15 protein-coding genes are annotated in these 20,606 nt (G+C 64.2%); 11 read left to right on the top strand and 4 right to left on the bottom strand.

Translation table 11 applies throughout. The features are described from left to right. Positions 1–155: 155 nt before the first annotated feature. From VZ068_RS10280 to VZ068_RS10270, 3 genes are all read right to left on the bottom strand, one after another. Positions 156–773, bottom strand: a complete 618-nt coding sequence (locus VZ068_RS10280; RefSeq protein WP_349657569.1) for a hypothetical protein — start codon at positions 771–773, stop codon at positions 156–158. An 85-nt stretch (positions 774–858) separates the two neighbouring features. Continuing rightward, on the bottom strand, positions 859–1,275 hold the full coding sequence (locus VZ068_RS10275; protein ID WP_349657568.1) for a SymE family type I addiction module toxin: 417 nt from the start codon (positions 1,273–1,275) through the stop codon (positions 859–861). Beyond that, positions 1,272–1,541: a hypothetical protein gene (locus tag VZ068_RS10270; protein ID WP_349657567.1), complete on the bottom strand. Its 270-nt coding sequence runs from the start codon at positions 1,539–1,541 to the stop codon at positions 1,272–1,274. Before VZ068_RS10270 ends, VZ068_RS10275 begins: the two co-directional genes overlap by 4 nt. Before the next feature lie 1,090 nt (positions 1,542–2,631). Between VZ068_RS10270 and VZ068_RS10265 the strand changes: the two genes are divergently transcribed. Both VZ068_RS10265 and VZ068_RS10260 read left to right on the top strand, forming a co-directional pair. Next, positions 2,632–3,114: a hypothetical protein gene (locus VZ068_RS10265; RefSeq protein WP_349657566.1), complete on the top strand. Its 483-nt coding sequence runs from the start codon at positions 2,632–2,634 to the stop codon at positions 3,112–3,114. Next, positions 3,018–4,781 (top strand): SEC-C metal-binding domain-containing protein, encoded by a 1,764-nt coding sequence (locus tag VZ068_RS10260; RefSeq protein ID WP_349657565.1) that lies wholly within the window; start codon positions 3,018–3,020, stop codon positions 4,779–4,781. The genes VZ068_RS10265 and VZ068_RS10260 overlap by 97 nt, the downstream gene beginning before the upstream one ends. Positions 4,782–5,008: 227 nt before the next feature. Here VZ068_RS10260 and VZ068_RS10255 read toward each other — a convergent pair whose 3' ends face one another. Then, on the bottom strand, positions 5,009–8,164 hold the full coding sequence (locus VZ068_RS10255; RefSeq protein ID WP_349657564.1) for a TonB-dependent receptor: 3,156 nt from the start codon (positions 8,162–8,164) through the stop codon (positions 5,009–5,011). Positions 8,165–8,761: 597 nt separating this feature from the next. Here VZ068_RS10255 and VZ068_RS10250 point away from each other — a divergent pair. From VZ068_RS10250 to VZ068_RS10210, 9 genes are all read left to right on the top strand, one after another. After that, positions 8,762–9,502, top strand: coding sequence for a flagellar motor protein (locus VZ068_RS10250; RefSeq protein ID WP_026064871.1), 741 nt, complete (start codon positions 8,762–8,764; stop codon positions 9,500–9,502). A 7-nt stretch (positions 9,503–9,509) separates the two neighbouring features. Further along, positions 9,510–10,484, top strand: a complete 975-nt coding sequence (motD, locus tag VZ068_RS10245) for a flagellar motor protein MotD (protein WP_259150315.1) — start codon at positions 9,510–9,512, stop codon at positions 10,482–10,484. A gap of 1 nt (position 10,485) precedes the next feature. Next, positions 10,486–11,268 carry a ParA family protein gene (locus VZ068_RS10240; RefSeq protein ID WP_010375633.1) on the top strand — a complete coding sequence of 261 codons (783 nt, stop codon included), beginning with the start codon at positions 10,486–10,488 and terminating at the stop codon, positions 11,266–11,268. Further along, positions 11,265–12,563, top strand: coding sequence for a chemotaxis protein CheW (locus tag VZ068_RS10235; RefSeq protein WP_349657563.1), 1,299 nt, complete (start codon positions 11,265–11,267; stop codon positions 12,561–12,563). Before VZ068_RS10240 ends, VZ068_RS10235 begins: the two co-directional genes overlap by 4 nt. Before the next feature lie 97 nt (positions 12,564–12,660). Further along, the gene (locus VZ068_RS10230; RefSeq protein WP_046964533.1) at positions 12,661–12,969 is read left to right on the top strand and encodes an STAS domain-containing protein; all 309 of its coding nucleotides are present in this window, start codon (positions 12,661–12,663) and stop codon (positions 12,967–12,969) included. Then, on the top strand, positions 12,966–13,331 hold the full coding sequence (locus tag VZ068_RS10225) for a response regulator (RefSeq protein WP_002806565.1): 366 nt from the start codon (positions 12,966–12,968) through the stop codon (positions 13,329–13,331). Before VZ068_RS10230 ends, VZ068_RS10225 begins: the two co-directional genes overlap by 4 nt. 33 nt (positions 13,332–13,364) lie before the next feature. Further along, a complete protein-coding gene (locus tag VZ068_RS10220) occupies positions 13,365–15,371 on the top strand; it encodes a chemotaxis protein CheA (protein WP_259168113.1) in 2,007 nt (668 codons plus the stop codon). A 225-nt stretch (positions 15,372–15,596) separates the two neighbouring features. Continuing rightward, the gene (locus tag VZ068_RS10215) at positions 15,597–17,864 is read left to right on the top strand and encodes a methyl-accepting chemotaxis protein (protein ID WP_276580913.1); all 2,268 of its coding nucleotides are present in this window, start codon (positions 15,597–15,599) and stop codon (positions 17,862–17,864) included. A gap of 374 nt (positions 17,865–18,238) precedes the next feature. Then, positions 18,239–20,509 (top strand): methyl-accepting chemotaxis protein, encoded by a 2,271-nt coding sequence (locus VZ068_RS10210; RefSeq protein WP_349657562.1) that lies wholly within the window; start codon positions 18,239–18,241, stop codon positions 20,507–20,509. Positions 20,510–20,606 lie beyond the last annotated feature (97 nt).

Here is a 20,606-nt window from a genome sequence, read left to right as displayed (position 1 = left end):
GGTATGGCTGGGGCGCTAGTGGAATCCGGCAACGAGGTCAATCGCAAGGCTTCTGGCAGTTTATCGACGTGACACTTGGTAACTCCAAGCTCATTGCCGAAATCATTCAAGACTTTCAAAGCATCGGGGCTGAGTGACATGTCCGCTCCTTGGACTTAACGGATGTAGACCCATTCGACGCATTTGTGCGCCACTAACTCTTGCGGTTCCGCAGCCTCACCTCGCGGAAAGACCTCTACCCGCATTCCTGGGCGCGTAAAGAAATCACTCATCCAGCGCCCGTCTTCGACGATGTTGCGCTCACGTGCAAATCCCATCTGCTCAAGCTGCTGGGTAAAACGATCAAAGTCCAAGCGACAAATTTCGGTCATCGCAGGCGATGCACCGGCCACATTGCGATCAAAGCGGAATTCGAACCATCTGCCATCAAGCTTGGTCTCATCGACTCCAAATCCATAACTCCAATCCTTAGTGAGCGGGCCGAAGGCCCGATATCGGCGTTCGTCGCCTTTCACGAACTGAAGCGCCTGCCCCATCGTCGAATTCAAACGCTGTGGAGTGAAGTCAGAGATGGTCTGGCTATCCTTGATCAACAAAAGCAGCTGACCAAGCAAGCCTTCAGCAGTGGGCTTATTAGGCGGCACAGTGGTAGGGCCGGATGAATTCATGGCAGATGTCTCCATGACGGTTGCCGGGGCTGGGGTGGCCGCCGTGTGGACGCATGCGCCAAGAGTGAGGGTGGCGAGCAAGGCGTAGAGGGAGCGCGCGATCATGAAGCGTCCGTAGTGCGCTGATGTCGCTGCGACGCTAGTGGCATGCGGCACTGAGGTCAATCGTAGGTCTCTGTCACCCGCACCATCATCGACGCACGCTGCGCGCCTTGGCCGGCACTTCCACTGACGGCAACACCTCCATCAACAGCTGCCCTTCGCTTGCGGTGATGCGCAGCTTGGTGCCGATGGCAAAGCCCAGTTGTTCCAGCCATAGGCCGCTGAGGCGGACGTGGGGCACGTGCTGGTCGCCAGCGTGGTCGTGGGCGCCGGGGTAATGGGTGTAGCTGACGGTGCATTGGCGCGGGCGGCGGGCGCGGCGGGGGGCGCGTAGCGTGCCGGGGCCTTGCGGGGAGGCGTCCGGGTCGGGCGGCAGCATCGGTGGCAGCTTGCTACGGTCGGGCTCTACGACAACCCACTGCACCCGCTTGGGCGGCGCGGGGCGCGTACGTGTGCGGGTGGGCCGTGCGCTGGCAGATACCGTGGGTGGGCGGCGGCGTGTCATGGCGCCTCCCGGTGGTGGCGGGTGATGGTTGCAGCGACGTACTGCTGCAATGACACAGCCCTGCGTGCAGACAGGCGGCGCGAGGTGTGCGGCAATACAACGAGCTGTCGAGTCGGCGAATGCGCGGGATCGTCGTTCGCCTGCTCAACGGCTGCGCGTGCGACGAGCCGGCACAGTCCCTCGCCCACATCCCACCGCAGGCGGTGAGCGAAGGCTGGCATCAGATCAACCAGCACAGATGCCGGCATGGATGGTGCGGTAGACATGGCAACGCCCTCCTGGAACAACCCAAGAACCGCCGCCAACGGCGACGGGATGTCGGGAGGTTCGAAACCGCACGTAGCCGGCGGGCATATTCCCCTTGCAGGTGTTGTATTAGCCGCCCTCCCGACGCAGGCATTGCGTCGGCTTGTACCTGCAGGATGCAGGCACAAAAAACCCACCGGTTTGACGGAGGTGGGTACCGCTACGTGAGGAGTTTCGACGCTCCTTGGGCCTAGATTGCAAGTACGCGGTCTGGCGTGTCAAGACACGCTGGCGGGTCTCGCGCGGCTGTGTGCGCCGCTGCCGCAGTTCTATACGGGCCACGCAAGCCGAGCGCCGTCGCTTGATAAGTGCACCTGACCCCATCACGGTCCGAGGCCCTACAGGCTACGGCTGCAAGCTGCATGCCTATGTATTCAAATGACGGTTCCAGATTCATTTCTTTCGTGATCAAACCCCTACTCCACGCACTGCGCGGCCTACCCGGCTACGCCGCCGCCACCCTGATCGGCGACGGCCGGATGGCTCGGCAAGATGATCCTCGTCGCCTGAGCTGACGACAATGGCCGCGTACTGCGGCCGTTGTCGTTTCACTACCAGCATCGCTGCGATCTACCCCGCTACGCGCGCAGGCATGCGCGCGATGGTTTGGCGACCGCCAGGCCGCTGTGGAAGTGAACCTGGAACCGTTATTTCCAGGCAGCTGGATGACATGGGCAACTCCACTCGGCTGTGAAGTCGCTCAGGTCAGGTCTTCTGGACCACTTCACACCCTTTGGTGTTGCGATCCAGAGTTGAAGCCGTCGCCAGCGATGCGGTGCTCAGTCGGACTCGCTGAAAGAAGTGAACCTGGAACCGTTATGCTGCGCAGGGTTAGGGCCTAGACTGAGGCCGGGACTTCCACCCAAATGCCCAACCTCATTATTTTCGAGTGCTGTAATCAACTGGACACCCTGTCGGTTAAGACCGGAGGCAGCGCTGACGCTGGTCACCGAATGCCCTACAACCGGTATCGACTCAGAGCAGCGTCGAGAACCTACGAGAAACTTGCTTGTTCAATTGAGCCGGCGTGAGAGGCCCATAGGGAACGTCATGAAGAAAGCTCCACGCAGTGAAGCAGAAGTGTTCGCGGAGCTAGCCGATCTGGCTAGCTCGGAGGGGTATGTCCATGCAGTCGCGCTGATCTGCTGCCGCGACAATCTCATACCGTATGTCGACGATCTAAAAGCATCCGACTTGCAGAAGCTATACCGGCGCGACCGCCTGATCCGAACCGAAATTACAACGCTACTGGGGCTGCTTGCGCGCCGTACGATAGATGCTGCATTGCCAACGTCGGAGGTTATGCAGGAATACGTCGCTCGAACCGATGCGCTGATGGAAGAACTGCATGTCGCAATTGGGTCGCCGATGTTCGACTTGATGAAGGCCGCCATGAAATCAGAGATAGGGATGCTGACGTCTGGCGCGGAGAGACGATGCGCGAGCCGATCTTCTATGGGGGCGAATCGGCTTTCCAGTTCCAGTATCGCGATCTCGCGGTGGAGAAGTACAGAGGAGACGATCCTTGGTTAGAGCGGAACAGGGGCTTCTCAATAGGCGAGGCACAGACCATCGCCGAAGCAATGTGCATGCTGATGGTCGAGAAGGCGACGCAGCTTCATGCGGAGGCAAAGAGATCAGGGGAACCCTCCGCAACCTGGCTTCCAGCTTTTGAGCAGCATCCTGACGAGATCGCGGCGCGCGTGAACTTGCCAACCGACCGGATTCACGCTTTCTTGGCCGCGTTCACCATGCGTGGCGACAACGCCCAGTTCCAGTCGGTCGGTGATTTCAATGCGCTAGTTGAGTCGCCATTTATTCCCATCGGAGGCGAGCGGGTACTCCTTTTCCAGAGCTACAGCATCTACGAGGCGCTGTACGATTCGCCGTTCTATTGGATGATGGGAGATGAGAATTATCGCCCGACTGCCGCAAAGCACCGAGGCGATTTCACCGAAACATTCGCGGCACGACGGCTTGAGCATGTGTTCGGATCGAAGCACGTTTATCAGAACGTGAATATGCTTCGCGGAAAAAAAGAAATTGTTTGCGAGATCGACATTCTCGTTGTGTTCGGGGACAGGCTGATCGTCGTGCAGGCCAAGTCAAAGAAGCTGACCCTTGAGGCGCGCCGGGGTAACGACGGTCAATTGCGAAAAGACTTCGCTGGCGCCATCCAGAGCTCCTACGATCAGGCGTACCTGTGTGCCGACAAGATAATTTGCGGTGAATGCAGGCTGGTCGGATCGGACAGCAAAGAAATTTCGCTGCCGTATCCGCCGAAAGAAATCTTCATCTTCAACGTAGTTTCGGATCACTATCCGGCACTGGCATTCCAGACTAGGCAGTACTTGAAGTATAAAGAGACCGCTCAGATACGTTCTCCATTCGTGATGGACGTGTTCCTTCTCGATGCCCTTACCGAGATGCTGGACAGTCCGCTGCGGCTTCTGAGTTACGCCAAGCACCGTGCAGAGAATACGCAACGCATAGCATTGAGTCACGAATTCACAGCCCTCAGCTTCCACCTCAAAAGAAACCTCTGGATCGAATCGCAATACGACATGGTGTTGCTGGACGACGACATCGCGATTGATCTGGACTTAGCAATGATGGTGCGGCGTGACAACGTGCCCGGCTCGCCAACTCCTGAAGGAATCCTCACGCGTTTCGCTGGAACACTTCTCCAGAAATTACTGAAGCAGGTCGAACAAGATCCAAGCTCGCTTAGCCTTGAGCTAGGACTGGCGTTGCTTAAGCTGAGTGAGGACTCCTGCCGGACTATCGATAAAGGACTTCAGTTCATCACCCGTCAGACGAAGGCGGATGGCAAGCCGCATGATTTCACTGTCGGGGGGCAAGGTGGCGGCATTACCTTCCATTGCAATGTCGAGCCTTCCGAGGAGGCAATGGCAAAGCTTGGGGGCTATTGCAGGCTTCGGAAGTACACCGAGCGAGCACAGCAATGGATCGGAATCTCCTTGAACTCCGAGGTCAATCCGCAGTTTGGCGTCCTGTTGGATAACGAATGGGAGCAGTCAGATGAGATGGACGCCGCTACGACTGAACTGCGCAAGCCAATGATGCCAGCAAGCTTCATGCAGATGATGGGGAGCCGTCGCGTGCATAAGGTAGGGCGAAATGATCCGTGCCCATGCGGAAGTGGAAGGAAGTTCAAGAAGTGTTGCATTGACAAATAGGCACCGAGAGCTCGCTAATTCTGTGGTGAGCACAGCAGATGGAACTGGCTGTAGATGTCTACTCCGGGCCGGGAACGCGCGTCTGATTGGCATCAGCGGGCTGTACAGATGAAGCCGGCTGTTAGCGCCAATAACGGTTCCCGGTTCACTTCCACTACAGCCCGGCCGTCACCGGACTATCGCGCCCATACCGCCACGCGGCAGGCATGGGCGCGACACGCTGGGATCTAGAACTTGTAGGTCAATCCCAGGTACGCCAACCGGCCTGCGTAGCCGCCGGTATAGAAGCGGGCGCGGGTGTCCTCGCCCAGGTGCGAGCGGGACTCCTGCTTGGTCAGGTTCAGTACCGAGGCGGTGAGGCTGAGCGCGGGGGTGATGTTGTACGCCGCGTTGACATCGATCTGGTAGTACGGCTCCTCAAAGACGTTCAACCCGTTGACCAGGCCTTGCACCAGCTCACCGCGACGGTTGTACGAGGCGCGCAGCAGCAGGCTGTCGGTCTCGTAGAACACGGTGAAGTTGGTCTGGTTTCTGGCGCTGCCCGGCATGGCGGTCTCGCCAGCCTCGGTACCGTCCTCCAGCCGCACCGCCGCCTTGCTGGCATCGTTGTAGGTGTAGTTGAACTGCACACCAAGGCCGGACGACAGCGTGTGCTGCGCGTACAGCTCCACACCCTGCGACACCGCATCCTGGCCGCCGGCCTGGGTGCTGTAGTTCTGCACGATGACCGGTTGCCCGTCAACCATCATGTTGACGTCGCTGATCACGTCGACCGCAAAGTTCTCCACGTTCTTGCGGAACAGCCCCACACCCGCCACCGAGCCCGGCTGGAAATACCATTCCAGCCCCAGGTCGAACTGGTTGGCCTTGTACGGCTCCAGGCTCTTGTTGCTGCCCGAGCCGTACCAGCCCTGCTCGCTGGCACCGCCGGTCAGGCGCCGGTCGGCCACGTACTCGGGGCTGTAAAACTCCAGGCTGCCGGGCGCGGCGATGTCGTTGTAGCTGGGGCGTGCGATCACTTTCGAAGCTGCCGCGCGTAGCAACAGGTTCTCGGTCAGGTCGTAGGCCAGGTTGAAACTCGGCAGCACGTCGGTGTAGTTGCGGTCCAGCCCGCTGACCACGAACGACTCGGTGCGTTGCACGCTGTCGGCCAGGCGCCAGTAGCCTTCGGTGCCGCAATAGGTGTCGGCCGGCGCGCCGCCGGGCGTGGCGGCGCCCTGCTGGCAGGCCAGCGGATTGCCGTCGGCGCCGTCGAAGAAGTAGTCGTTGTAGGCCGTCACCTTGTCGGTGGACTCGGCACGCTGGCCGGTGCGCGCCACCCGCACGCCGACGTTGCCACGCAGCCGCTCGGTGTGGAAGTTGAGCTGCAGATAGCTGGAATAGATCTCTTCGTCGACGTTGTAGACGAAGTTGTCTTCGCTGCGGGTCTGCATCGCGCCGTAGGTCTGGTTCAAGTAGCCGATGTAGCCCGGGAAGTTGATCGCCGGGAACGCGCTGGCATTGACGCCACCGGCCAGGTTGTCCTGCGCGAACAGCAGCCCCGGCGAGAACTGGGTGGCGATGGCATTGCAGCGCCCGTTCCAGTAGCGGTTGTCGTAGTCACCCGGGTCGGTGCCTGGGCACACCCAGTAGTTGTTGCCGGTACTGCGGTCGATGCCGCCGTCGCGACGTTTGATGCCGAACTGCAACGAGTCGAAGACCTCGCCGTCGAAATGCCAGGTGGTATCGATCTGCGCGTACTGCTGCTGGTTGGTGTTGCGGGTCCAGGACGAGCCGGTCGAGCCCAGGTCGACCTGCAGGATGCCGTCGCGCAGGTTCTGCATCAGCTCCGGCGAGAACGTCATGGACGGCGTGCCGGTCAGGTCCCAGGCGCTGGCAAAGTTGGCGTTGGTCCAGCTGCCGTCGGCGTTCTGCAGGCGCGGCTTGATCGGCAGCGAGAACTGCAGCTCCGGCCCGCCCTTGGCCCAGGTGCGGCCGGCCTTGAACGCCACGTCCACCTGCTCGCCACGCCATTCGCCGCCCAGGTCCACCGTCTGCGACTGCGATTTCTCGATGTTGTAGCTGCCGGTGATCTGCGGCGTCGGCACCGTGCAGTCGTCCGAGCCCCAGCCGCCCGGCGGCAGGCCGGCCGCGGCGGCCTCGGCCTCGCTGCAGTAGTAGGTCTTGCCCGGGCGCAGGCTGTAGGCGGCGCCGGTGACGATGGTGCCGCTGGGATCGAACTGCAGCCGGTCGAGCAGACGGCCGCCGCGCCAGTTGCCGTCGCCGTTGTAACGGGCGATGTTCCACTCGGGAATCTTGATGGTATTGGTCTGCGAGTCCTGCGACAGGTCGAAGCGGAAATAGTTCGCGGTCAGCGTCAGGTCGTCGGTCGGCTTGAACTGCAAGGTCAGTTGCCCGCCCTTGCGCTCGCGCTGCTCGCGTTTGGCACCCAGGCTGACCGCCGTCGGCATCATGAAACCGGTGGAGTAATTGCCGTCCTGGGTCCAGAAACCGGTACCGCCCCACCAGTTGGCATTGAAGTCGGATGGATTTCCGTTCACGTCGACCGCCGGGCCGACTTCGTCGCGCCCGTACCACTGCCAGCTCTCGGTACTGGCATCGAGCGTGCGTGCGGTGCGCTTCTGCTGCGTGTAGCCAACGAAGACACCGAAGCGGTTGTCCTTGTCGTGCCACGAGTACGAACCGGAGAACTGGCCGTCGGTCTTCCTGCTGGTATCCGACCAGGTGCCCTCGGCGGAGACGAAGCCGGAGTTTGGCTCCAGTTCCAGCGGGCGCCGCGTCTGCAGGATCACCGTGCCGCCGATGCCGCCTTCGTCGATGCGCGCTTCCGGGGTCTTGTACAGCTCCGCGCTGCCCAGCAGGTTCGACGGCAGCAGCGTGTAGTTGAACGAGCGCGTCGGGTCGCCGTTGGACTCGGCGGTGGCGATGTAGTTTCCGTTCAATTCGGTCAGCACCAGCTCCGAGGACAGGCCGCGCACGCTGACGTTCTTGCCCTCGCCGCCGTCGCGGCTGATGACCACGCCGGGCACGCGCTGCAGCGCATCGGCCACGTTCTTGTCTGGGAACTTGCCCACGTCCTCGGCGGTGATCACATCGACCACGGCGTTGGCGTTGCGCTTCTGCTCCAGGCTTTTTTCGATCGCGTAGCGGTAGCCGGTCACCGTCACCGCGTCCAGGTCCGTCGCCTGCACCTCGGCCTGGCCCGTGGGCGCCGGCGTGCCGTCGGCCTGCTGGGCGGCAGCGGTGGTAGAGGCGGCGCTCGCGAACAAGACGATGGCGATACCGGCGGACAGCGTGCTGCGGTTGCGTGCGAATGGCATGCAGTTCATTTCGATCATGCTCTCCCAATAGTGATTGGCTTCGGCCGATTCCTGTCGATCCAACGATCCGCCAAGAACGCTGCGCGAAGTGACACAAAAATATCCGGCGCCGTTGCGCCCCCCCTCCTCTTGCGTCCGCTTCCACGCAGATGCAATTAGATCGTTCTAATACCGTGGAAAGCTAAGTAGCACAGCCCATGCGGCAGCGCATTCTGCCCCGCAACAGGCCCGCGGCATTGCAAGGCATCCACGATGGCCGGCCGGCCGCAGCAGCGTGATCGCAGCAAGCAACACACCCTTGCCCGCAACCGGACGCAAGCGGTTTGCCGACGCGCCAGCACACACCTCATTTGAAACCGAGCTCAGCAAGAGTCTGGATCGACGTGAGGGCATCGCCTGCCACACGCCGCTTGGCGGCCATCGCCAACGCGATCGCCACACCGAACATGCGCGCGCTTGTTGCCTGCGTACACGCGCAAGGACGGCGGGGCCTGCTGCGGCATTGATGACACGCCTTGGTCGGAAGCGCATGCGCCGATGACCTGTCAACCCTGCATCGACGCCAGCGTGGAAGCGGCCCATGCCGCAAAACGACAACTTTCTGGCGCATCTACCGAGTGCGCCTATCAAGTCCGCCGCGCTCGCGCCGATATCGCTTCCATGGACAGACTCAGCATCATCGGACTGGTGCTCGCGATCGTGGCGATCGTGGGCGGCAGCGTATTGAAAGGCGCCGGCATTTCGTCGCTGTGGTCGCCGGCTGCCTTCGTGATCGTGATCGTCGGCACCGTGGCGGCGATCCTGCTGCACACCTCGCCGGCAGTTTTCCGGCGCGCCTTCAAGATCCTGCGCTGGGTGATCCAGCCGCCGGCCAGCGACCGCCCGCAGTTGCTGGCGCGCATCGTCGAATGGAGCAACATCGCCCGCCGCCAGGGCCTGCTGGGCCTGGAAGACCAGCTCCCGCGCCAGGACGACGCGTTCCTGCGCAAGGGCCTGCAGATGCTGGTCGATGGCGTGGAGCCCGAATCCATGCGGCACATGCTCGAGATCGAAATGGACAACCAGGAGCGTCAGGATCTTGCCGCGGCCAAGGTGTTCGAAGGCATGGGCATCTATGCGCCCACGCTGGGCATCATCGGCGCGGTGCTGGGGCTGATGGCGGTGATGAAGAACCTGGCCGACCCGGCCATGCTCGGCCATGGCATCGCCGCGGCGTTCACCGCCACCATCTACGGCATCGCCTCGGCCAATCTGCTGTTCCTGCCGGTCGCCGCCAAGCTCAAGAGCGTCATCCACTGCAGCACCAACGAGCGCGAAATGGCGATCGAAGGCCTGATCGCGATCGCCCAGGGCGAGAACCCGCGCAACATCGAGTCGAAATTGGCCGGATACTTGCATTAGTCCCGTCATGGCCCGCCGTCGCAAACACCACGAAGACCATGGCAACCACGAAGCGTGGGCGATTCCGTATGCCGATCTGATGACGCTGCTGCTGGCGTTCTTCGTGGTGATGTACGCCATATCCTCGCTCAACGAGGGCAAGTACAAGGTCATGGCACAGGCGCTGACCAGCGCATTCGGCGGCTCGTCCACCAATGCCAGCCCGGTGCAACTGGGCAAGACCCAGAGCCTGGGCGCCGATTACGACCGCCCGTCGGTGATCAAGGCCGGCGCGCCGATGGCCGCATCCAACGGCCCCACCGACCCGACCCTGCTGCCGTCGATGGCAGCGCAGATGCGCATGCCCGTATCGCTGCGCAATCAGACCCAGCTGGCACGCGCGCAGCGTCAGATGGACGCGGTGGCCCAGCAGCTGAGCAAGACGCTGTCGCCGCTGATCGACAAGAAACTCATCACCATCCGCCGCAACGATCTGTGGATCGAAGTGGAGATCAACAGCGACATCCTGTTCGGTACCGGCTCGGCCACCCTGGCCGGCGGCGCCCGCGGCACGCTGTCCACCCTGGCGTCGGTGCTGCGCGATGCGCCCAACGGTGTGCGCGTGGAGGGCTACACCGACAACCAGCCGATCGCCACCGCGCAGTTCCCCTCCAACTGGGAGCTGTCGGCGGCGCGTGCGGCCAGCGTGGTGCACCTGTTTGCCGACGACGGCATCGCCCCGCAACGATTGGCAATGGTGGGCTATGGAGAATTCCGCGCACGTGCCGATAACACAACCGAGGCGGGACGGAATGCGAACCGGCGTGTGGTGTTGATCATCCTCGCTGACTCGGCTGGCTCACTCGCACCCGATCCGCCATCGCAGTTGCATGCGACCGCCGCCGGGGCGCCACAGCTTCCCAAGTCAGACGGCGGCCAAACGGCCGTCACCACCGAAAGCGGCACAAGTTCCGTCCCCGCCGTAATTGAAGGAGTGCAGTGAGATGCGTATCTGGGCAATCGCCAACCAAAAGGGCGGCGTGGGCAAGACCACCACGACGCTGGCACTGGGTCGCGGCTTGGCCGCGCTCGGCCATCGGGTGTTGTTGATCGACCTCGACCCGCACTCCTCGCTCACCCGCGCGTTCGGCGTGGCGGTCGACCCGCCGCCGCGCGGGGTGCTGGACCTGTTCGGCACCCCGCCGAGCGATCTGGCCAGCCTGGCGCACGAAAGCAGCATCCCTGGCCTGTCGTATGTGTGCGCGCAAGCCGCACTGGCCACGCTGGAGCGCCGTAGCGCCAATCAACCCGGCCTGGGCCTGGCATTGCAGAACGCCATGACCCGCCACGCCGGTCAGCACGATTACATCCTGCTCGACTGCCCGCCCACGCTTGGCCTGCTGATGATCAACGCGCTGGCAGCCTGCGACCGCGTGGTGGTGCCGACCCAGGCCGAGCCGCTCGCATTGCACGGCCTTGCCAGCATGGTGCGCACCGCCGACATGGTGCAGCGCTCGCGTCGCCGGGAACTGCCGGTGTCGATCCTGCCGACCCTGTTCGACCGCCGCACCCGCGCCGGCAACGAAACGCTCAAGGAAATGCAGACCACCTACGGCCCGGTGGTGTGGGAAGACGCCGTTCCGATGGACACCCGTATCTGCAATGCCGCCGCACTCACCGTCCCCGCGACCGGCGGCGACTATCAGGGCCGCGGCCTGTCCGCCTATCGCCGCGCGCTGGAATGGGTGCTGGCCGATGACGCGATGCGCATGGAGCAAGCCGCATGAGCAACCACACCGCCAACGGTGAGCTGGACGACTATCTGGAAGGCTTGCTGCACGATGCCGGCGTGGAGATTCCCGCCGCCGTCGCCAACACTGCTGTCGCTGCACCCCTGCCCGCCGAGCCGGCCGCGGCGCTCGCCACGATCGAAGACAGCGACGTCGCTGTCGCCGACGCGCCGGTTGCGGTCGCCGCAACGCCGGAGGTCATTGCTGCCGATCTGCTGGCCGACATGCGTTCGGACCCTGCGCTCGCTGCGCCCGCGATCGCCGCACCCAGCGCTGCCGACATCGCTGCCGATTTCCTGGCCGAGATGGATGCCGATCCTGCCTTCGCGCCGGTCGTCGCCAAGCCCAGCGCCGACGATATCGCTGCCGACTTCCTTGCCGAAATGGATGCCGACCCCGCCTTCGCGCCGGTCGTCGCCAAGCCCAGCGCCGACGACATCGCTGCCGACTTCCTCGCAGAAATGGACGCCGACCCCGCCTTCGGGCCGCCGGTGGTTGCCGCACCGAGCGCTGCCGACATTGCCGCCGATTTCCTGGCCGAGATGGATGCCGACCCGGCGTTCGCCCCGGCCGCGCCAAGCGCGTTCATGAGCACGGCCGACCTGATGGCCGAAATGGACGCCGACCCCGCCTTCGGCACCGCCTCTTCTGCAGTGGACCTGCTGACCGCCGATCTGCTGGCAGAAATGGATGCCGATCCGGCCTTCGGGCTGGAAGCCGCCCCGGTCGCAGCGCCTGCCCCCACACCTGCCCCGCGTGCAGCGCCGGCCGCCCCGCGCGCCGCGCCCGCGCCGGTGTACCCGCAAGGGCTGCAGGCACTGCTTGCCCCCGGTCAGGCCGACAAGATCCATGCCGAGCGCCGCGCCAGCGAACGCAGCACCCGCTGGCTGCGTCTGCGCTGCGGCGAACAGACCTATGCGCTGGAATTGCTCAAGGTGCAGGAAGTGGTCTTGCCGGTGCCGCTGCTGCCGCTGCGTGGCACCGCCAGCGCGATGCTCGGCATCATGAATCTGCGTGGCCAGGTGGTACCGGTGATCGATCTGGGCATCCACCTGGGCTCATCGCCGGTGGATATGGACCTGCAGACGCGCGTGGTGGTGCTGGAAGAGAACGGCGAAACCATGGGCCTGCGCGTGTCGGCCGTGGAAGACGTCACCAGCCTCACCGACCAGCAGATCGAACCGCCGGACAACGCCCGCCTGTGCCGCATCTCCAACAACCTGTTCCGCGGTGTCGCACGCCTGGGCCATCAACCGATGATCCTGCTCGATGCCACGCACCTGCTGCATTAACGCCGAGCTTGCGCAATCTGGCGTGTCACCGATTCATCGTTAAAGCTTTCCCACCTTCCGCCGTTAGTACGCATAGAACCATCCGTTCGGAGCAACAATGAGCACAGTGACATTGGGTGAGGATCTCGGCATCGAGACCAGCGCCGACCTCAAGCAGAAGCTTGCCGAATTCCTCACCCAGGACGGCGACCTGGTGCTTGATGCCGGTGAAGTCCGGCGTATCCACACCGCCAGTGTGCAGTTGCTCTGTGCCTTCGTGCAGAGTCGCCGCCAGGCCGGTCTGCATACCGAATTCGATGGCTGCAACGACACTTTTAGAGATGCGGCACGTCTGCTCGGCGTCACCGACGCGCTTGGGCTTTCCGCATCCAATGACAACCTGAAATCTGTGGAGAACGCCGCATGAGCGCACGTATCTTGGTGGTGGACGATTCGGCGTCGATGCGCCAGATGGTCTCTTTCGCCCTCACCTCTGCCGGCTTTGCCGTCGAAGAAGCCGAAGACGGCGCCGTTGCGCTGGGCCGGGCGAAGGGCCAGCGCTTCAATGCGGTGGTCACCGACGTGAACATGCCCAACATGGACGGCATCTCGCTGATTCGCGAGCTGCGCCAGCTGCCGGACTACAAGTTCACTCCGATGCTGATGCTGACCACCGAATCGGCGGCCGACAAGAAGTCCGAAGGCAAGGCCGCCGGTGCCACCGGCTGGCTGGTCAAGCCGTTCAATCCGGAACAGCTGATCGCCACCGTGCAGAAAGTTCTCGGTTAATCCTTACTCGCTTCACCATCGGATCTCACGCCCATGAGCATGGACCTGCAACGTTTCCACGCCACCTTTTTCGAGGAAAGCCGTGAAGGGCTCGACGCGATGGAGGCCGGGCTGCTGTCCCTTGAAGAGGGCAACCGCGACCCGGAAATCATCAACTCGGTGTTCCGCGCCGCGCACTCGATCAAGGGCGGCGCTGCCACTTTCGGGTTCGAAGCGGTCGCCGGCCTGACCCACGTGCTGGAGACGCTGCTGGACGAGTTGCGCTCCAACAAGCGCCAGCTCGAACCCAATGCGGTCGATGCCATGCTCGGCTCGGTCGACGTGCTGCGCGCGCTGCTGCGCGAAGCCGAACACGGCACCCCGGCCGACCCGGCCGCGGTCAAGGCCGTGCACACCCGCCTGAACGCGGTGCTCGCGGGCGAAGCGCCGGCCGCCGTGGCGGTGGCCAAGCCGAAGGAAGAAGAACCCGAAGCCTGGCACATCGGCTTCACTCCGGCGCCGTCGCTGTTCATGAGCGGCAACGACCCGCTGCGCATCATCCGCGAGCTCGAGCACCTGGGCCCGCTGCAGATTGCCGCGCGCCTGGAGCGCATGCCGGGCTTTGAGAACATCGACCCGCTGGAAGCCTATCTGGCGTGGGATCTGGGCCTGATCGGCAAGATTCCGCGCAGCAAGATCGAAGACACCTTTGCCTGGGTGGTGGACGATTGCGAGCTGGAGATCCGCCCGATGGCGGTGCCCGGCCCGCCGCCGAGCCTGGCCGTGGAAGCCGCTGTCGCGGCGCCCGTCGCCGTCGCTGCGGCACCTGCCGCTGCTGCCGAACCTGCCGCCGCTGCTGCGACACCGGCCAAGGCCGCCGCCGCAGAAGCCGAAACCTCGATCCGCGTCAGCGTCGACAAGGTCGATGCACTGATCAATCTGGTCGGCGAGCTGGTGATCACGCAAGCCATGCTCAAGCAGGTCTCCACCGGTCTGGACCCGGCGCACGCCGAACAGCTGTTCGCCGGCCTGGACCTGCTCGAACGCAATACCCGCGATCTGCAGGAAGCGGTCATCGGCGTGCGCATGCTGCCCGTCGATGCGGTGTTCCGCCGCTTCCCGCGCCTGGTGCGCGACCTCTCCAGCCGCCTCGGCAAGCAGGTGCGCCTGCGCACCATCGGCGAAGGCACGGAGCTGGACAAGGGCCTGATCGAAAAGATTGCCGATCCGTTGGTGCACCTGGTGCGCAACTCGATCGACCATGGCCTGGAAATGCCCGATGCGCGTCGCGCCGCCGGCAAGGACGAGACCGGCACGATCACCCTGGCGGCCTCGCACCAGGGCGGTCACATCGTGATCGAAGTCAGCGACGACGGCCGTGGCCTCAATCGCGCCAAGATCCTGGAAAAAGCCGCCGAACGCGGCATCGCCGTGCCGGACAACCCGACCGATGCGCAGGTGTGGGACCTGATCTTCGCGCCGGGCTTCTCCACCGCCGATGCCGTCACCGACCTGTCCGGTCGTGGCGTGGGCATGGACGTGGTCCGCCGCAACATCCAGGGCCTGGGTGGCGAAGTGCAGCTGGAAAGCAACGCCGGCAGCGGTACCCGCGTGTTGATCCGCCTGCCGCTGACCCTGGCCATCCTGGACGGCATGACCGTGTCGGTGGCCGGCGAAACCCTGATCCTGCCGCTGGCCTACGTGCTCGAAGCACTGCAGCCGGCCGCCGAAGACATCCGCTCGATGGCTGGCGACGGCCGCGTGCTGCGGGTGCGCGGCGAGTACCTGCCGATCCTCTCGCTCACCAATTACTACGGCTTCGGCGGGCAGCAATCCTCGCAGGAACCGCTGGTGGTGGTGGTCGAAGGCGACGGCCAGAAGATCGCGCTGGAAGTGGACGAACTGCTCGGCCAGCAGCAGGTCGTGGTCAAGAACATCGAAAACAACTATCGGCGCATCCCCGGCGTCTCCGGCGCCACCATCCTGGGCGATGGCCGTGTGTCGCTGATCGTGGATATCGGTGGACTGGTGCGCTCGCTGCGGGTTCCGCAGGCCGCCTGACGCATCACCGGCAGTTGCGGCACGGACGCCGCGCAGTACAGCTTCAGGTGTGATGTTGACCGGCGGCCTGGGGGCCGCCGGTACTTGCAGACCCGCGCGGCATGGCACGACCCGCGGTGTGGATTGGCCCTCGGCCATGTCTGACGTAACGACCGTTTTCGACGTCTGCGTGCTTTCCGGACGTCCACGGTGCCCATTGATCTCTGCACTCAAGAGATGACTCTCATGAACTGGTTCCGCAATCTCGCCGTCGCACGCAAGCTGGCTGTCGCCTTTTCGTTTACCGCACTGATCACCTTGAGCCTTGGCGTGTTCGCGCTGGTGCGCATGCAATCCAGCGCCCACCTGTTACGCGAAATCGGCAATGTCTGGGCACCGGCGGTGCAGCAGTTGAGCGAAATGCGTGCCCTGCTCGGCGAATTCCGTACCTACGAACTGGCTCAGCTGGCGCATGCCGACGATCCGAAGGCGGTGCAGAATTATTTCGAGCGCATGGACAAGGCGCGCGCCGATATCGATGTCGCACAGAAGGCTTACGCCAAAACCACCACGCCCGGCAAAGAGGCCGAGCTGTACGACGCGGTCAAGCTGAAACTGGCCGAGTACTACAACGCCAATGCAGCGCTCGGCGCCGCCCTGCGCGCCGGCGATCTGGTCACCGCCAACACCGTCTCCGACGAACGATCGCGCCCGGCGCGGCGCGACCTGTTTGCCAAGCTCGTCGAGCTGACCAAGTTCAACAGCGCACACATGGACAGCGAAATCGCAAAGGCCGAAGCGACTTACCAGCGCTCGGTGCAGGTGATGATCGCGGCAATGACCTCGGCGGTGCTGCTGGCCGCCTTCGCAGGCTGGTTCATCGCACGCAGCATCGCCGGCCCGCTGGGCCGCGCGACGCGGGTGGCCGGTGCCATCGCGCAAGGCAAGCTGGACAACGCCATCCATGTCGATAGCCGCGACGAGGCCGGGCAGCTGCTGCAGAGCATGCAAGGCATGCAGCGACAACTGCAGGCCGTGCTCGCAGCGCAGTCGGAAATGGCCCAGCGCCACGATGCCGGCGAAATCAGCTACCGCATGGACCAGACCGCGTTTCCGGGCGAGTACGGCACCATGGTGCACGACACCAACAGCCTGGTCGGCTCGCATATCGCGGTAAAGCTGAAGCTGGCGCAGATCATGTCGCGCTATGCGATCGGCGACATGAGCCAGGACATGGATCGCCTGCCCGGCGAGAAGGCCGTGCTCAGCGACACCATGGACACGGTCAAGCGCAATCTCTCGGCGATGAACAGCGAGATCAAGACGCTGGCGCAGGCCGCGGCCAATGGCGACTTCAGCGTGCGCGGCGATGCGCAGCGCTTCCAGTACGACTTCCACGCCATGGTGGACAGCCTCAATCAACTGATGGCCACCGCCGATGCCAACCTTGCCTCCCTGTCGAAGGTATTGCAGGCCATTGCGGCCGGCGATCTGAGCGAGCGCATGCACGGCCAGTTCCATGGCGTGTTCGCACAGATGCGCGACGACGCCAACGCCACCACCGAACAGCTGTCCAGCATTGTCGGGCGTATCCAGCACGCCACCACCTCGATCAATTCGGCGGCCAGCGAGATCGCCGCCGGCAACCAGGACCTGTCGCAGCGCACCGAGCAGCAGGCGGCCAATCTGGAGGAAACCGCCGCCTCGATGGAAGAACTGACCTCCACCGTCAAGCAGAATGCCGAGCATGCGCGCCAGGCCAATCAGCTCGCCATCGGCGCGGCCAATGTGGCCTCGCAGGGCGGCGCAGTGGTGTCGCAGGTGGTCACCACCATGTCCGGTATCGAGGTCTCATCCAAGAAGATCGCCGAGATCATCTCGGTCATCGACGGCATCGCGTTCCAGACCAATATCCTGGCCTTGAACGCCGCAGTGGAAGCCGCACGTGCCGGCGAGCAGGGCCGCGGCTTTGCGGTGGTGGCCTCGGAAGTGCGCACCCTGGCGCAGCGCTCGGCCGGTGCCGCAAAAGAGATCAAGCACCTGATCGACGACTCGGTCGGCAAGGTGGCCGAAGGCTCGCTGCTGGTGGACCAGGCCGGCAAGACCATGGCCGAGATCGTGGCCAGCGTGCAGCGGGTCACCGACATCATGGGCGAGATTTCTGCGGCGTCTCAGGAGCAGTCGGCCGGCATCGAGCAGGTCAACCTCACCGTGACGCAGATGGACGAAGCCACCCAGCAGAACGCTGCGCTGGTGGAAGAAGCCACCGCTGCAGCGCGTGCGATGGAGGACCAGGCCGGCCAGCTGTCCGACGCGGTGGCGATCTTCAAACTGCAGCCCACCGCAGCAACGACGACGGCAACGGCGCGCCCCGCCCCGACAGCGCCCAAGCCGCTCAAGACGCCTGCGACCAAGCGCACTGCCGCCAAGGCTGCGGCGGGCAAGCCGCAAGCCGCGGCACGCCCTGCACTGGCAACCGCTTCCGGTGGCGACACCAGCTGGCACGAGTTCTGAGGCCCTGCGCAACATCGGCTGCGGTGACGCGGTCTGCACCCCCAAGCCCTGGCAGCGATGCCGGGGCTTGTGCGTTTGCGTGAGGCGGGTCGTGGTTGCGCGCCTCCAGTGGCGGCACGCGTTTGTCGTCCTGGCCACTCCGCAGCACAGAGCCTCCCGGCGTCGATCGCAATCCACGCCGGGGAATGGCCTGCAAACCAGCCCGCCTATGTCATCCCGTGGCATGGGCAGCCGCAACGCGCATCGAGCCAACCCAGCGTGGTTGCGCCGATCGCGCTGAACGCAAGCGTGCAAGGCAAGGGCGAACGGCTCAAGAAACCCGCCGAGCGAACGCTACCGGTGTACCTCTTTCCCACCCTCCCCTAGAGAACACCATGACATTCCTGCACTCCCTGACCGTCGGGCGACGCCTGGCGTTGGCATTCGCGTTGCTGATCGTTTTGTTGGCCGGCTCCACCACCCTGGCGCTGTACGAATTCAAGACCGTCAAACAGCAGGTCTCGATTATCATCGAGGTCAACAACCGCAAGGCTGCGCTGCTCAACCAGATGCGCGAAAGCAACATGCTCGGCGAACGCTACCTGCGCGACTTCATGCTGGCCACCCCGCAACAACGGTCCGCCGTCGATGCCCAGCTCAAGGACAACCGCGCGCATTACGCACAACTCTGGGCGGCGCTGCAGCAGCTGCCAACCAACGCCGACGGCATGCGCGCGCGCCAGGCCATCCAGGACAGCCTCACCGCGGCCCGTGCCACCAACAACCGTCTGCTCGGCATGGTGCGCGATGGCGATCTCGACGGCGCCAAGCAGCTGTTGAACGGCCAGGCGCAGCCCTTGCTGCAACGCCGTTCCAAGGCGATCGCCGCCGCGGTGGAATTGCAGAACCGGCAGAACGCCGCTGGTGCGGACACGATCCTGAGCAGCGTGGCGCTGGCCAATCGCGCCCTGATCGCTTTCGGTCTGTTGTCGGCCGGCCTGGCCGCTGCACTGGCGTGGCTGATTTCGCGCAGCCTGGTACGCCCGCTGAAACAGGCCACGCAGGTGGCCGAGGCGATCGCGCACGGCAAGCTGGATAACCCGATCGGCCCGCAGCCGGGCGACGAGCCTGGCCAGTTGCTGACCAGCATGCGCGGCATGCAGGATCAGCTCAAGGCGGTGGCCGCCGCGCAGCAGGACATGGCGCGCCGGCACGACGCCGGCCAGATCAGCTTCCGCATGGATCAGGCCGCGTTTCCTGGCGAATACGGCAGCATGGTGCGCGACACCAATGCGCTGGTCGCATCGCATATCGAAGTGAAGATGAAGCTGGCGCAGATCATGTCGCGCTACGCCATCGGCGACCTGAGCCAGGACATGGACCGCCTGCCCGGCGAGAAGGCCGTGCTCAGCGACACCATGGATGCGGTCAAGCGCAACCTTTCGGCGATGAACGGCCAGATCCAGTTGCTCGCGCAGGCCGCCGCGCATGGCGACTTCAGCGTGCGCGGCGATACGCAGCGGTTTCAGCATGACTTTCTGGCGATGGTGGAAAGCCTCAACCAGTTGATGGCCACCGCCGATGGCAACCTCGGTGCGTTGTCCGGGGTGCTGCAGGCCATTGCTGCCGGCGACCTGACCGAGCGCATGCACGGCCAGTTCCATGGCGTGTTTGCGCAGATGCGCGACAACGCCAATGCCACCACCAAGCAGTTGTCCGGCATTGTCGGGCGCATCCAGCTGGCCACCAGCGCAATCAACACCGCTGCCGGCGAAATCGCTGCCGGCAACAACGACCTGTCGCAGCGTACCGAGCAGCAAGCGGCCAACCTGGAAGAAACCGCCGCCTCGATGGAGGAACTCACCTCCACCGTCAAGCAGAACGCCGAAGGCGCACGCCAGGCCAACCAGCTCGCCATCGGCGCCGCCAACGTGGCCTCGCAGGGTGGCGAGGTGGTCAGCAAGGTCGTCGCCACCATGGCCGATATCCAGGCCTCGTCGAAGAAGATCGCCGACATCATCAGCGTCATCGACGGCATCGCCTTCCAGACCAACATCCTGGCCTTGAACGCGGCGGTGGAAGCGGCGCGTGCCGGCGATCAGGGCCGCGGCTTTGCGGTGGTGGCCAGCGAAGTGCGCACCCTGGCGCAACGCTCGGCCGGCGCAGCGAAGGAGATCAAGGAGTTGATCGACGACTCGGTGGGCAAGGTCGCCGAGGGCTCGCTACTGGTGGACCAGGCCGGCACCACCATGACCGAGATCGTGGCCAGCGTGCAGCGCGTCACCGACATCATGGGCGAGATCTCCGCTGCCTCGCAGGAGCAGTCGGCCGGTATCGAGCAGGTCAACCTCACCGTGACGCAGATGGACGAAGCCACCCAGCAGAACGCTGCGCTGGTGGAAGAAGCCACCGCTGCTGCGCGTGCGATGGAGGACCAGGCTGGCCAGCTGTCCGATGCAGTGGCGATCTTCAAGATCCACCCCGGCACGACGCAGCCGACAGCGACGCCCCGCCCTGCCCCGCAGCAGCTGGCAAGCGTCGCCTCGACGCGGTCGCCCCGCCCCCGTGACCCTGCGAAAGCGAAGCCGGCAATCACGCCCGTCCCCGGCTTGCGCCCGGCCCTGGCAACCACCGCCGACAGCCAGGCGAACTGGCGCGAGTTCTAAGCGCACAGCTACCTCCCAGCTCCCGCTGGGAGGTAGCTTCGGGTGCCGGTGGCGCTAGGCGTCACCGCGCCAGTCGTCCTCCGTCCGCCTCCCGGCG

It is taken from the genome of Xanthomonas sp. 10-10, from assembly GCF_040182365.1.
In the GTDB taxonomy this organism is placed as follows: Bacteria; Pseudomonadota; Gammaproteobacteria; order Xanthomonadales; family Xanthomonadaceae; genus Xanthomonas; species Xanthomonas arboricola_F.
Note: the sequence above shows the minus strand (reverse complement) of the source record. Positions and strands in the feature narration are given on the sequence as shown.

Coding starts and splice junctions, on each gene's coding strand:
- motD (WP_259150315.1), top strand. CDS start 9,510: ATGGCCCGCCGTCGCAAACACCACGAAGACCATGGCAACCACGAAGCG.
- VZ068_RS10210 (WP_349657562.1), top strand. CDS start 18,239: ATGACATTCCTGCACTCCCTGACCGTCGGGCGACGCCTGGCGTTGGCA.
- VZ068_RS10240 (WP_010375633.1), top strand. CDS start 10,486: ATGCGTATCTGGGCAATCGCCAACCAAAAGGGCGGCGTGGGCAAGACC.
- VZ068_RS10220 (WP_259168113.1), top strand. CDS start 13,365: ATGAGCATGGACCTGCAACGTTTCCACGCCACCTTTTTCGAGGAAAGC.
- VZ068_RS10215 (WP_276580913.1), top strand. CDS start 15,597: ATGAACTGGTTCCGCAATCTCGCCGTCGCACGCAAGCTGGCTGTCGCC.
- VZ068_RS10230 (WP_046964533.1), top strand. CDS start 12,661: ATGAGCACAGTGACATTGGGTGAGGATCTCGGCATCGAGACCAGCGCC.
- VZ068_RS10225 (WP_002806565.1), top strand. CDS start 12,966: ATGAGCGCACGTATCTTGGTGGTGGACGATTCGGCGTCGATGCGCCAG.
- VZ068_RS10260 (WP_349657565.1), top strand. CDS start 3,018: ATGCGCGAGCCGATCTTCTATGGGGGCGAATCGGCTTTCCAGTTCCAG.
- VZ068_RS10235 (WP_349657563.1), top strand. CDS start 11,265: ATGAGCAACCACACCGCCAACGGTGAGCTGGACGACTATCTGGAAGGC.
- VZ068_RS10270 (WP_349657567.1), bottom strand. CDS start 1,541: ATGTCTACCGCACCATCCATGCCGGCATCTGTGCTGGTTGATCTGATG.
- VZ068_RS10280 (WP_349657569.1), bottom strand. CDS start 773: ATGATCGCGCGCTCCCTCTACGCCTTGCTCGCCACCCTCACTCTTGGC.
- VZ068_RS10275 (WP_349657568.1), bottom strand. CDS start 1,275: ATGACACGCCGCCGCCCACCCACGGTATCTGCCAGCGCACGGCCCACC.
- VZ068_RS10265 (WP_349657566.1), top strand. CDS start 2,632: ATGAAGAAAGCTCCACGCAGTGAAGCAGAAGTGTTCGCGGAGCTAGCC.
- VZ068_RS10250 (WP_026064871.1), top strand. CDS start 8,762: ATGGACAGACTCAGCATCATCGGACTGGTGCTCGCGATCGTGGCGATC.